A 13,135-nucleotide genomic window follows, 5' to 3' on the forward strand; every position below is an offset into this window, starting at 1 on the left:
ATGAACGAATCTCAATTTATTGAAGCGTTACGGGCGAAAGGGTTTGAACTGAACGAGACACAACTCGCTCAGTTCAAGCGCTATTTCGAGATGCTCGTTGAATGGAACGAAAAAATGAACTTGACGGCCATCACAGACAAAGAGGAAGTGTATTTGAAACACTTTTACGATTCGCTCAGCGCAGCGTTTCATTTCGATTTCACGAAAGTCGAAACGGTATGTGATGTCGGAGCGGGTGCCGGATTCCCGAGTCTCCCTCTCAAGATTTTATTCCCGCACTTACATGTCACGATCATCGATTCATTGAATAAGCGCATCACGTTCTTGAATGAATTGGCGCTCGCCCTTGGACTTGAAGGTGTCGCGTTCCATCATGGACGTGCCGAAGAGTTCGGGAAGAATAAAAAATTCCGTGAACAGTTTGATGTCGTCACAGCACGGGCGGTAGCCCGCATGACAGTGTTGGCTGAGTACTGCCTACCACTCGCAAAAGTAGGCGGAAACTTTGTCGCGCTGAAAGCAGCGAAAGTATCTGATGAGATGAAAGACGCCCAAAATGCGTTGGCTGTCCTTGGTGGGAAAGAAAAAGCAACACACCAGTTCCTATTGCCAGGAGAGATGAGTGAGCGTAATATCGTAGTTGTAGATAAACTACGAAAAACGCCCGGGAAATATCCGCGTAAGGCGGGGACACCGGCGAAAGAGCCACTTATCTGATGATGTCGTTTCACGTGAAACAAAAGCAGATTCCAGTGGTGGAGTCTGCTTATTTTTTTACATAAAAGGGGTGCCCGACGTTGAAGAATAGATTTGCGAAATTGTTCGGTGTGAATCGAAAAGACGAAGTTGCCGTGACGCAGATTGCAGAAGTTCGAGCGGACGACACGGTACAGGAGCTCTCGTTGTCACGATTGCGTCCGAACCGATATCAACCGCGTAAAGTATTCGAACCGGCTAAAATTGAAGAGTTGGCAACGACGATTTCGGAACACGGACTGCTTCAACCGATCGTGGTTCGTAAGGCAGACGGGGACTGCTATGAAATCATCGCCGGGGAGCGTCGTTTCCGAGCCGTTAAATCGCTCGGCTGGTCAGCGATTCCGGCAATCGTTCGCGATATGGATGATGATACGACGGCTGCGCTCGCCTTGATCGAAAACTTGCAACGGGAACAGTTGAGTCCGATTGAAGAAGCGGAGGCATACGACCGTTTACTCGCCTTGAATGGCTTGACGCAGGATGCGTTAGCGAAGAGTTTAGGGAAAAGCCAGTCTACGATTGCGAATAAGTTACGACTGTTGAAGTTGCCTGAAGACGTGAAACAGTCACTTCGCGATCGTCGCATCAATGAACGACACGCTCGTGCGCTGTTACCGTTAAAAGAAGAGGGACTACAGCTCCAAGTGCTCGTGGAAGTGTTGGAACAGGATTACAATGTTAAAGAGACGGAAGAACGAGTCGCCTTTTTGACAACGCCAATCGAAGAAGAAAAGCGTAAACCAAAAAAACAACGTCGCCGGACGAAAAGTTTTGCGCGCGATACGCGAATCGCCATCAATACGATTCGTGACTCGATCGATTTGATTGGGAAAACAGGGATTGATGTCCAAACTGAAGAAGTAGACGAAGAGGAATTTGTTGAAATTCGAATTCGCATCCCGAAAGCGCGGCCTCAAAAATGAGTCCGTGCTTTTTCATACGATGAAGGAGGTTTGTAGATGGAACGATTAGCATTAAAATTCATTCGCCCAAACCCGAACCAACCCCGGAAACAATTTGAGGTGGAGAAACTAGAAGAGTTGCGCCAGTCGATTGAACGGTATGGCGTTCTGCAGCCGATTGTCGTACGAAAAGCGACCGGCTACTATGAAATCATCGCTGGGGAAAGACGATTCCAAGCGGCAAAACTTGCCGGGAAAGAAGACATTCCCGCTCTAGTCGTCACGGCAGACTCGGATCGCGTCATGGAGTTGGCCTTGATTGAAAACATTCAGCGTGCCGACTTGAACGCCATCGAAGAAGCCGTCGCCTATGAACAATTGATGCAGACACTCGGCCTGACTCAACAACAATTGGCAGACCGGGTCGGGAAAAGCAGAAGTCATGTGACGAACAGTTTGCGTCTGCTTCGTCTACCGAGCGCGGTTCAGCACGCGGTCATGGTCGGCGATTTGACGATGGGTCATGCACGGGCGATTACAGGCATGAAATCAGAACAAGCGATGGAACAGATTGCAAAACGAGTGATTGCCGAACACTGGACGGTAAGACGGCTCGAGCGTTATTTACAAAAAGAGCGCACAGCAAAAAAGACGCTGAAGCAATCGAACGCGGATATCGAAGCGGTCGAAGCAGTGCTTGCAGAGCGTCTTCAAATGGATGTGTCGATTCGTCCTCGTCGAAAGGGAGGCGTGTTAGAACTAAAATACTTCTCACAAGACGATTTAGAACAACTCCTTACGTTGTTGTCGCCTCAAGACTTTGACTCGTCTCGTGATTGACGAAGTCTAGTGATCGCAGCCTCTTCGTGATGAAGGCGTCCGATGCGTGAATCGAAATCGACGAATCCTTCCGTGATGAAGCGTGCGAGTTCATAGACGAGATGGAGTCGTGTATTTTGAAGAATCATCATTTCCATAAAGCCACTGACGTTCACGACGGCTTTGATATTATAAGCGCCGACGGCAGGGAGTTCTTTTTGGACACCTGCACCGGGGGCGAGTGGTCCTTCTGAAAAGAAGACGTAACCGACGCTCGACAAACGTCCGAGACAGGCATCGATGGCAATGATGAGCGGTTGATGGAAGCGGGTTTGGATCTCATGTAACGTCTCCACTAAATTGAGTGCGTGTACGGGTTTCGTTAATGTACCGTATACGTGTAGGTTGCGGATGCGACGTTCTTCTAAAAACGTTCCGACGAGTGGACCAAGAGAATCACCGGTCGAACGATCCGAACCGATGCAAACAAGGACGATGGGGCGATGGGTTTCATTGACCAACTGTTCATGAAGCTGGTCCGCAAGTAATCTGGATCCACTCCGCTCAGTGTGTTCAATGAAGAAAGAGTATGGTTTATGAGGTTTTAGGCGAAACGGCATGAATCTCATCCTCTCTTCTGAGCTGCCTATTCCTAGTTGCAGTTAGGGGATTGATCTCGTATTAACCCATTCCCAAAAGTGGAAAACTTCTAAACTTCCGAATGCGGCGTTTGAGAAAAGTCGCGAAATATGTTTTGATGATTTAGAATCTACGACTTTTGAGGTGAAAAGATGGCTTCGCAAAATACAGAAAAAGATTTAAGCACGGTGGCAGACGAAACGATGGATAGCGTAAACCAATTCGTGGAGTACTTTAAAGATACAGACATGTGGATTGGTTTAGGGATCAAGCTCGCCGGTGTCGCGCTCATCATTCTTGGCTTATATATTGCAACAAGAATCTTGACGACGATGGTGGAGCGCGTATTTACGATTCGAAAAATAAAAGAACATGATATTGTCGCTCAGCGTCAAAACGAGACACTTTTGAAACTCGCACAAAATACGATCCGTTATGTGATCGGTTTGATTATGGTCCTGACAGTGCTCGGACAATTCGGCGTCAATATCGCCGGTTTAATCGCATCAGCCGGGGTAGCAGGTCTTGCCATCTCGTTCGGTGCGCAAAGTTTAGTGAAGGACGTCATTACAGGCGCGTTCATCATCTTTGAAAACCAATATAAAAATGGGGATTATGTCAGTTTGAATCAACAGGTCGAAGGAGTCGTCATCGAGGTCGGCATTCGCACTACGAAACTAAAAGGATTGAACGGACAAGTTTCTATCATTCCGAACGGACAGATCATGCAAGTGACGAACTACTCACTAGAAAATAGTGTGGCGGTTGTCGATGTCGGTGTCGCCTACGAAGAGGACATGGAACATGTCGAGTCGGCGATTAAAGAGATTGCGAAAGAAGTCGAGGCGAAGTATCATGACCTCTTCATTGAACCAATCACACTCGCAGGAGTACAGTCACTCGGGGCTTCAGAAGTCGTCTATCGCTTGATGGCAGAAGTACCACCGACTCAACATTTCGCAGCTGGACGAATTTTGCATAAAGAATTGAAGGCAGGATTCGACCAACGTGGTATTGAAATTCCATACCCACGTACGGTCATGTTGCCACCGAACCCAACTCCTAAAGGAGGAGAAGCAGAAAATGCACAGTAAAACTTATGCGTTGAACGATGTTGTGGAAATGAAAAAACCACATGCCTGCAAGACGAACCGCTGGCAAATCACACGTGTAGGGATGGACATTCGCATCAAATGTCAAGGTTGCGGAGCAAGTGTACTCATGCAACGCCGAGACTTTGATAAGCGATTCAAGAAAGTGCTTGAGCAAGGGAACGCCGCAGAATAAGCGGCGTTTTTCTTTAGGTTATGAACGTGAGTTGCGGTTTAATCGTGGACTATCTATAATTGTGAAGGATGTGACGGTGTGGTGTACTGAAGGTACCCACTCCACAGACGGCTTAACATTTCCCGGGAAACACCGGATGAGGAGGAACTACTAGTGGGATTAACAGCAGGAATTGTCGGATTACCAAACGTCGGGAAATCGACTTTGTTTAATGCGATTACACAAGCAGGAGTCGAAGCGGCTAACTATCCGTTCGCGACAATCGACCCGAACGTCGGAGTCGTTGAAGTACCAGATGCACGTCTTGATCGATTGACGGAACTCGTCAAACCGAAAAAGACGGTGCCAACAGCGTTTGAATTTACAGATATCGCTGGAATCGTTAAAGGTGCATCAAAAGGTGAAGGACTCGGAAACAAGTTCTTGGCGAACATTCGCGAAGTTGATGCAATTTGCCAAGTCGTTCGTTGCTTTGAGGACGAGAACATCACGCACGTTGCGGGACGCGTCTCACCGATTGACGACATCACGACGATCAATCTTGAATTGATCTTAGCTGACCTTGAACAAGTCGATAAACGAATCGCTCGCGTTCAAAAAATGGTAAAAGCAAAAGATAAAGGAGCGGTACAAGAGCTTGAAGCACTTGAAATCGTACGTGACGTTCTTGAGTCGGAGCGCCCGGCACGTGTCGCTGAATTAACGGACGACCAACTCGCCATCGTGAAACACTTCCAATTGTTGACGATGAAGCCGATGCTTTATGTGGCGAACGTGAGTGAAGACGAAGTGGCGGACGCGGACTCAAACGAGTACGTACAAGCGGTCCGTGACCATGCGGCAACAGAAGGGGCAAAAGTCATCGTCATCTGTGCACGTATCGAAGAAGAAATTTCAGAGCTCGAACCGGAAGAGCGCCTCGAATTCTTGCAAGATCTCGGTATCGAAGAGTCAGGACTCGATCAATTGATCCGTGCGGCGTATTCGACACTTGGTCTTGCGACATACTTCACGGCAGGTGAAAAAGAAGTTCGCGCTTGGACGTTCAAACAAGGGATGAAGGCCCCACAATGTGCCGGTGTCATTCACTCTGATTTCGAACGTGGATTCATTCGTGCTGAAGTTGTCGCGTATGAAGATCTTTCGGCAGCTGGCAACATGACGACAGTGAAAGAACAAGGGAAACTTCGCTCGGAAGGTAAAGAATATGTCTTCCAAGACGGCGACGTTGTCACATTCCGCTTCAACGTATAAGTTGATTTGCTGAAACGTGTTGTAAAAGTCAAGGAAGTTTGATAGTATATTATGACGTGAGTAAAACAATTGTTTGCTCCTTGCTCCTACAAACCGGTAGGAGCCGTTAGTCCAAGAGGAGGTGAAAGATAATGCGTAAATACGAACTTCTTTACATTATCCGTCCATCAGTTGATGAGGAAGCGAAGAAAGCTTTAATCGAGCGCTTCAACAACGTCATCACTGAAAACGGTGGTACTGTTGAAAAAACAACAGACATGGGTAAACGTCGTTTCGCTTATGAAATCAACAAGATGCGCGAAGGACACTACGTTCTTCTTAACATCGTTGCTGAACCTAAAGCGATCCAAGAAACAGAGCGTCTCATGAAGATCTCTGACGACGTTGTCCGTCAAATGACAACAAAAGACGAGCGTTAATCCTTAACGTCTCGTATCGTGAAAGGGGAGCTTGGAGATGATTAACCGAGTTGTGTTAGTTGGTCGATTGACTCGCGATCCGGAAATGCGTTACACGCAGAGCGGAATCGCCGTAACACGCCTTACTCTCGCTTGCGATCGTCCATTCGCTGGACAAGATGGGAAGCGCGAGACGGACTTTATTGATTGTGTCGTTTGGCGCAAACAAGCAGAGAACGTAGCACAATACTTGAAAAAGGGCAGCATGGCCGGCGTTGACGGTCGCCTTCAAATCAGTAGTTACGAAGGACAAGATGGCCAACGTCGTTACCGGGCAGAAGTAGTCGCCGACAGCGTACGCTTCCTTGAACCACGCGGAGCCTCAGGGCAACGTGAGCAAGCACCATCTGGAGATGTCTTCGGTGGTGGTGAATCAAGTGGATCAGGATGGGGCGCAGGAGCTGCTTCGACTTCATCTCAGTCCTCGAATTCGAATAAAGGTTTTGACGCAGATCCGTTCTCGGGTGGCGGCAAAATCGACTTGTCAGATGATGATTTGCCATTCTAATCATTGTTGACAATAAAAACTAACTTATAAAGGAGGTCTTCACATGGCACGTCGTCCAGGAGGTCGTCGTCGTCGTAAAGTATGTTTCTTTACGTCGAACAACATCACTCATATCGATTATAAAGACGTAGAATTGCTCAAACGCTTCGTTTCGGAGCGTGGTAAAATTCTTCCACGTCGTGTGACTGGTACTTCAGCGAAATACCAACGTCCACTTACTGTCGCTATCAAGCGCTCACGTCAAATGGCTTTGCTTCCATACGTTGCAGAGTAATGTTTGACGAACGGCTTATCCTTTTGGATAAGTCGTTTTTTTGTATTTCATCTCGTTTGTAAGTGTGTAAGTGAAACCGACGAATATGGTATGATAGAGCAGAAACCTTTACGATTCCATGGGTGAACATTACTCATTTTAGGAGGCATACATGCACAGTGGTGAAGCAATAACATCCGTGAAGAACCAATACGCGCGGCACATGATTCCATATGTGATTGGATTTCTTGTCTCGTTAGGATTGGCGTTCTACAGCATTGTGGCGGCAATCACCCTGTTTATGGGCACGCTGATCTTTTTCATCTATCAGCAAGTGACGATGCGACGGGAACGTAAAAATTGGGAACAGTATGTCCTCTCACTCTCTCATCAAATCGAAGAGGTCGGAAAAGAAGCGTTGACGACGATGCCGATTGGGATTTTAGTCTTCGATCAAGACCGACGCATCAGTTGGTATAACGAGCAATCACGATTGATCTTTGAACTCGATATGGCGATTGGTGTACCGCTTGATGCGCTCCATTCCGCATTCGATGAGTTGATTGAAGAGGAAGAGGATGAAGCCACGATTGAAGTGGGTGACCGCGTATATCGTGTTTTTTACAATCAAACACATCAAACGCTTTATTTGTTTGATATGACCGAAGAAGCAGAGATGGAACAAAAATATGTTCAAACGCAAACGGTCATTGGCATCTTGTATCTAGATAACTACGACGAGATGTCGACCGCGGTGGATGAGCAAGTACGAAGCGAAGTAAACCGTCGTGTGACGGTGCTTCTCAACCAATGGGCGCAACGGCATCACATCTACATGCGTCGTACGGCAGCAGACCGCTTTTTCCTCGTGATGAACGAGCGAACGTTATCTGAACTGGAGAATAATCGCTTCTCGATTTTAGACGAGGTGCGAGACGCGACGAAGGAACAAAGGATTCCGTTGACGTTATCGATTGGGGTTGGATGTGGAGAAACGACATTGACGGAGCTCGGCAACCTATCGCAGTCGAGTCTAGACCTTGGACTTGGTCGTGGTGGTGACCAGGCAGTCGTCAAACGTCATAACGGAAAAGTTCGTTTCTTTGGAGGGAAGACGAACCCGACGGAGAAACGGACGCGCGTCCGGGCACGTGTTATCTCGAACTCGATGCGTGATTTGATTCGGGAATCGAGCCGTGTTCTCGTCATGGGGCATAAAAACCCAGATATGGACTCGCTCGGGGCTTCCATCGGAATTATGAAGTTGGCTGAGTTTGTCGGACGTGAGGCGTACGTGGTGGTGCCGTCAGGTGAGACGAGCATCGGCATTCAGCGACTCGTTCAAGAGGTAGAAAACGATGACTCGTTATATAGCCAGTTCTTGACCGAATATGAAGCACAACCACTCATCGATGAACAGACGCTTCTCGTCGTCGTCGACACGCATCGTCCTTCACTTGTCATTTCAAAAGACATCCTGTATCGGGCGGAGCGTGTCGTTGTGATTGACCATCACCGACGTGGTGAAGAGTTTATCGAGGACCCGGTCCTTGTGTACATGGAACCTTATGCATCGTCGACGTGTGAGCTTGTCACAGAGCTGATTGAGTATCAGGCAGGAAGTCGCAAGCTTTCGATTCTAGAGGCGACGTCACTTCTTGCAGGAATTATGGTCGACACGAAAGGCTTTACGCTCCGTACAGGTTCACGTACGTTTGATGCGGCGTCCTACTTACGTATTCAAGGAGCTGACACGGTGCTCGTGCAACACTTTATGCGGCAAGACCTCGATGCCTATATCGAACAGTCACAGATTTTGAAAAACACCGAGATTTACGCAGATGGCATGGCGATCGCGGTCGCTTCTGACGATGAGGCCCATCACCAAGTATTGATTGCCCAGTCTGCAGACCAGTTGCTGAATATGGAAGGTGTCAAAGCCTCGTTCGTCATCGCGATTTTACCGGATGGACGAACCGGGATCAGTGCAAGGTCTCTCGGTGACGTCAACGTTCAAGTCATCATGGAAATGCTCGATGGTGGCGGACATTTGACGAATGCAGCGACACAACTCGAAATGAGTCGCGAACAAGCAAACGTCTTGTTAAAAGAAGCGATTGATCATTATATGACAGATGATACTGAAGGAGAGGAATTAGAATGAAAGTTATTTTGAAAGTAGATGTAAAAGGGCAAGGAAAAGCTGGAGAAGTGAAGAACGTGGCAGACGCTTACGCCAAAAACGTCTTGTTCAAGAAAAACTTGGCGGTTGAAGCGACACCTGGAAACCTAAAAGCGTTCGCGGCGAAAGAACGTCGTGCTGAAGAGGCTGCAGAAGAAGAGTTGAAAGAAGCGCAGCAACTGAAAGCAAAACTTGAAAAAGAGACGATCGCCGTCACGACAAAAGCCGGTGAAGGCGGTCGCGTGTTCGGATCGGTCACGAGCAAACAAATCGCGGATGCCCTCAAATCAATGGGCTACAAGATTGATAAGCGTAAAATTGAACTCGAGCACCCAATCAAGGCGCTCGGTTTCACGAAAGTGCCAGTGAAGTTGCACCATGACGTCGTTGCGACGTTGAATGTACATGTACAAGAAGCTTGAAGGTGAGGTAGAGACGGATGAGTGATGCGATTCAAGTCAATACACCACCACATAGCGTGGAAGCGGAGCAAGCCGTCTTAGGGGCGATCATCCTCGATTCGGACCGGTTGATCACGGCCTCAGAGCGGGTCGACCCGGACGACTTTTATCGCGTCAGCCACCAGCGCATCTTTGAAGCGATGTTAAAAATTAATGACCGGGGTGAGCTTGTCGACTTGGTCACGCTCAGTTCAGAGCTCCAGGCGCAAGGTATTTTAGATGAAATCGGCGGTCTCAACTATTTAGCGGAGGTCGCTGAATCCGTCCCGGCCATCGGGAACATCGGCTATTACTTGAATGTCGTCGATCAAAAAGCGGCACTTCGTCGTCTCATTCGAACGGCAACGAACATCGTTTCAGATGGTTATGAGCGTCAGGACGAGGTCGATTCTGTCCTCTCGGACGCGGAGCGGAACATTCTAAAAGTATCGCAACGGAAAGGGCAGTCCAGCTTCCACCCGATTGGTTCCGTTCTATCGGATGCCTATTCGACGATTGAAAAACTGCATCAGTCGAGCGGTGAGATTACCGGGATTGCCACAGGCTTCACGGATTTAGATAAGATGACGGCCGGTTTCCAACGAAACGATTTGATTATCGTGGCCGCTCGTCCATCTGTCGGGAAGACCGCGTTCGCCTTGAACATCTCGCAAAACGTTGCCGTTCGTACGGGCGAGAACGTCGCCATCTTCAGTTTAGAGATGGGGGCGGAACAGCTCGTCATGCGTATGTTGTGTGCAGAAGGAAATATCGATGCCCAGCGCCTCCGGACCGGACGTCTTGAAGCGGAAGACTGGGGTCGCTTATCACTTGCGATGTCATCGCTCTCACAAGCGGGCATCTACATCGACGATACGCCGGGTCTTCGCGTCAACGAGATTCGGGCGAAGTGTCGTCGCTTGAAGCAAGAGCATGGTCTCGGGATGATCATGATTGACTACTTGCAGCTCATCGTCGGGAACGGGAAACCGGGAGAGAACCGACAACAGGAAGTATCGGAAATCTCGCGTACGCTCAAAGCGATTGCGCGTGAACTTCAAGTACCTGTGATCGCCTTGTCACAGCTCTCGCGTGGGGTAGAGAGCCGTCAAGACAAGCGACCGATGATGTCGGATATCCGTGAATCGGGAGCGATTGAGCAGGATGCCGATATCGTAGCCTTCCTCTATCGTGATGACTATTACGATAAAGAGAGTGAGGACGCCAATACGATTGAAATCATCATTGCGAAACAACGTAACGGTCCGACCGGTACGGTCAAGCTCTCCTTCCGGAAAGAGTACAACAAGTTCGTCAATATGGAGACACAGGCCTTCGCACCACCGATGTAACGTCGGTGGTGTCTTTTTTTATATAGGTAAGTCGCAAAATAACGAACGAATCATTACATGTTATATAAAACGTTCGGTATTGGATTGACTTTCTCGCTTTTCAAGTGTACACTTACGGATGGTTTGAACAGAACGTTGATCAATAAGGAGGATTCATTATGTCATCAGTAGTCGTAGTGGGAACGCAGTGGGGCGATGAAGGGAAAGGGAAAATCACCGATTTCTTATCGAAACAAGCCGAAGTCGTCGCGCGTTATCAAGGGGGAGACAACGCTGGTCATACGATCGTCTTCAATGATACGAAATATAAACTTCACCTCATTCCGTCGGGTATCTTCTATTCGGATAAGACGTGTGTCATCGGGAACGGAATGGTCGTCAACCCGAAATCACTCGTGACCGAACTCGCTTACTTACATGAGCGCGGTGTGAGCACGGATAACCTTCGTATCTCGAACCGGGCGCACATCATCTTACCGTATCATCAGCTTCAGGATCGTTTAGAAGAAGATGCGAAAGGTGATGCGAAAGTCGGGACAACACTTAAAGGGATTGGTCCAGCATACATGGACAAAGCGGCGCGTATCGGGATTCGTATCGCAGATCTTCTCGACAAAGAAGTGTTCGCAGAGAAATTAAAGACTGTTCTCGAGTTGAAAAACCGCATGTTCGTGAAAATGTACGAGGTCGATCCAGTAGAATTTGATGATATTTTCGAAGAGTACTACGCGTATGGCCAACAGTTTGCGAAATACGTGTGTGATACATCTGTCGTCTTGAACGATTCACTCGACGAAGAGAAGAAAGTTCTCTTTGAAGGAGCACAAGGTGTCCTTCTCGATATCGACCACGGAACGTACCCGTTCGTCACATCGTCGAATGCGGCGTCAGGTGGCGTATCAAGTGGTGCCGGAATCGGTCCATCAAAAATCCATCACGTTGTCGGTGTCTGTAAAGCATATACGTCACGCGTCGGTGACGGTCCTTTCCCAACACAACTCGATGACGAGATCGGTCATACGATTCGTGAAGTCGGGAAAGAATACGGAACGACAACAGGTCGTCCACGTCGTGTCGGCTGGTTCGACTCGGTCGTCGTTCGTCACTCACGTCGTGTCAGCGGGATCACAGATCTTTGCCTCAACTCAATCGATGTATTGACAGGTCTTGAGACGCTCAAGATTTGTACATCGTATGAGTACGAAGGAAAGCATCTAGATGAATATCCTCCGAACTTCCGCGTCCTTGAGAAGTGTGTACCAGTATACGAAGAACTTCCTGGTTGGACGGAAGACATTACGGGCGTCCGTAACTTCGACGACCTTCCAGAAAACGCGAAACGTTACGTGCGTCGCATCGAAGAATTGACGGGTATTGAGTTATTGACCTTCTCGGTCGGACCGGCTCGTGAGCAGACGGTCATCTTGCGTGACATTTACGAAGCATAAGAAAGGAGAGCCATTGCGGCTCTCTTTTTCATTTCCACGGAAATGGACCACGCTTTCTAAGCTGTATAAAAAGAGTTACAATGTAGGCATGTACGTTTAATGATAAGAGGAGGACTCACTGAATGGATCGTACGATTTTAGTGGTAGATGACGAACAACCAATCGCAGATATATTGAAGTTTAAACTTGAAAAAGAAGGTTACCAAGTGCATGTCGCCTATGACGGCGAAGAAGCGCTCGTGAAAGTAGAAGAGATTCAACCGGATCTCATCTTACTCGACATCATGCTTCCACTCAAAGACGGCATGGAAGTATGCCGCGAGGTACGGAAGAAGTATGACATGCCGATCATCATGTTGACGGCAAAAGACTCAGAAATTGATAAAGTGCTCGGACTAGAGCTCGGTGCGGACGATTACGTCACGAAACCGTTTAGCTCACGTGAGTTGTTGGCTCGCGTCAAAGCGAACATGCGACGTCATGCGACGGCGCCTGCGCCTGAAGCAAAAGGGGCGAACGCGAACGATATCGTGATCGGCGACTTGACGATTCACCCGGATTCGTACATGGTGACGAAGCGGGAAGAGAAGATCGAGCTGACGCATCGCGAGTTCGAATTGATTCATTACCTCGCGCAAAACATCGGACAAGTGATGACGCGTGAGCATTTACTCCAAACGGTTTGGGGCTATGATTACTTCGGGGATGTTCGTACCGTGGATGTCACTGTGCGTCGCCTTCGTGAAAAAGTAGAGGACAACCCATCGACACCGACGTATATCATTACGCGTCGCGGGGTCGGGTATTATTTGAAGGCAGGAGAAGAAGATTAAA

General features: G+C 48.3%; 15 protein-coding genes. 14 read left to right on the top strand and 1 reads right to left on the bottom strand.

Translation table 11 applies throughout. The features are described from left to right. From rsmG to ACQKD4_RS10565, 3 genes are all read left to right on the top strand, one after another. Entirely contained in the window at positions 1-717 is a 717-nt protein-coding gene (rsmG, locus tag ACQKD4_RS10555; RefSeq protein ID WP_214696505.1) for a 16S rRNA (guanine(527)-N(7))-methyltransferase RsmG, read from the top strand. 80 nt (positions 718-797) lie between these two features. Next, the gene (gene noc, locus ACQKD4_RS10560) at positions 798-1,682 is read left to right on the top strand and encodes a nucleoid occlusion protein (RefSeq protein ID WP_074034050.1); all 885 of its coding nucleotides are present in this window, start codon (positions 798-800) and stop codon (positions 1,680-1,682) included. Between the two features lie 36 nt (positions 1,683-1,718). Further along, positions 1,719-2,501, top strand: coding sequence for a ParB/RepB/Spo0J family partition protein (locus ACQKD4_RS10565; RefSeq protein WP_074034048.1), 783 nt, complete (start codon positions 1,719-1,721; stop codon positions 2,499-2,501). Here ACQKD4_RS10565 and yyaC read toward each other — a convergent pair. Next, entirely contained in the window at positions 2,474-3,100 is a 627-nt protein-coding gene (yyaC, locus tag ACQKD4_RS10570; protein WP_214696519.1) for a spore protease YyaC, read from the bottom strand. The genes ACQKD4_RS10565 and yyaC overlap by 28 nt on opposite strands. Before the next feature lie 171 nt (positions 3,101-3,271). On the opposite strand from yyaC, the gene ACQKD4_RS10575 reads away from it, so the two are divergent. The 11 genes from ACQKD4_RS10575 to yycF all read left to right on the top strand — a co-directional run bounded on the left by ACQKD4_RS10575 (position 3,272) and on the right by yycF (position 13,134). Then, a complete protein-coding gene (locus ACQKD4_RS10575) occupies positions 3,272-4,213 on the top strand; it encodes a mechanosensitive ion channel family protein (protein WP_214696521.1) in 942 nt (313 codons plus the stop codon). Then, on the top strand, positions 4,203-4,406 hold the full coding sequence (locus ACQKD4_RS10580) for a DUF951 domain-containing protein (RefSeq protein WP_214696523.1): 204 nt from the start codon (positions 4,203-4,205) through the stop codon (positions 4,404-4,406). Before ACQKD4_RS10575 ends, ACQKD4_RS10580 begins: the two co-directional genes overlap by 11 nt. A 153-nt stretch (positions 4,407-4,559) precedes the next feature. Beyond that, positions 4,560-5,660, top strand: coding sequence for a redox-regulated ATPase YchF (gene ychF / locus ACQKD4_RS10585; protein WP_214696529.1), 1,101 nt, complete (start codon positions 4,560-4,562; stop codon positions 5,658-5,660). Between the two features lie 131 nt (positions 5,661-5,791). Beyond that, positions 5,792-6,079, top strand: a complete 288-nt coding sequence (rpsF, locus tag ACQKD4_RS10590; RefSeq protein ID WP_074034039.1) for a 30S ribosomal protein S6 — start codon at positions 5,792-5,794, stop codon at positions 6,077-6,079. 37 nt (positions 6,080-6,116) lie between these two features. Further along, entirely contained in the window at positions 6,117-6,626 is a 510-nt protein-coding gene (gene ssb, locus ACQKD4_RS10595) for a single-stranded DNA-binding protein (protein ID WP_015880231.1), read from the top strand. 43 nt (positions 6,627-6,669) lie between these two features. Further along, positions 6,670-6,900 carry a 30S ribosomal protein S18 gene (gene rpsR, locus ACQKD4_RS10600; RefSeq protein ID WP_015880232.1) on the top strand — a complete coding sequence of 77 codons (231 nt, stop codon included), beginning with the start codon at positions 6,670-6,672 and terminating at the stop codon, positions 6,898-6,900. Positions 6,901-7,051: 151 nt separating this feature from the next. Continuing rightward, positions 7,052-9,043 (top strand): DHH family phosphoesterase, encoded by a 1,992-nt coding sequence (locus tag ACQKD4_RS10605; protein WP_427373301.1) that lies wholly within the window; start codon positions 7,052-7,054, stop codon positions 9,041-9,043. Then, positions 9,040-9,483 carry a 50S ribosomal protein L9 gene (rplI, locus tag ACQKD4_RS10610; protein WP_214696532.1) on the top strand — a complete coding sequence of 148 codons (444 nt, stop codon included), beginning with the start codon at positions 9,040-9,042 and terminating at the stop codon, positions 9,481-9,483. Before ACQKD4_RS10605 ends, rplI begins: the two co-directional genes overlap by 4 nt. 17 nt (positions 9,484-9,500) lie before the next feature. Next, the gene (gene dnaB / locus ACQKD4_RS10615) at positions 9,501-10,853 is read left to right on the top strand and encodes a replicative DNA helicase (RefSeq protein ID WP_015880235.1); all 1,353 of its coding nucleotides are present in this window, start codon (positions 9,501-9,503) and stop codon (positions 10,851-10,853) included. A gap of 158 nt (positions 10,854-11,011) precedes the next feature. Next, entirely contained in the window at positions 11,012-12,301 is a 1,290-nt protein-coding gene (locus ACQKD4_RS10620) for an adenylosuccinate synthase (protein WP_074034026.1), read from the top strand. 122 nt (positions 12,302-12,423) lie between these two features. Then, complete coding sequence (yycF, locus tag ACQKD4_RS10625; protein ID WP_214696534.1) at positions 12,424-13,134, top strand: response regulator YycF; 711 nt, start codon at positions 12,424-12,426, stop codon at positions 13,132-13,134. Position 13,135: the final 1 nt, after the last annotated feature.

The sequence above is a fragment of the Exiguobacterium sp. NPDC077395 genome (assembly GCF_050269125.1).
In the GTDB taxonomy this organism is placed as follows: Bacteria; Bacillota; Bacilli; order Exiguobacteriales; family Exiguobacteriaceae; genus Exiguobacterium; species Exiguobacterium aestuarii_A.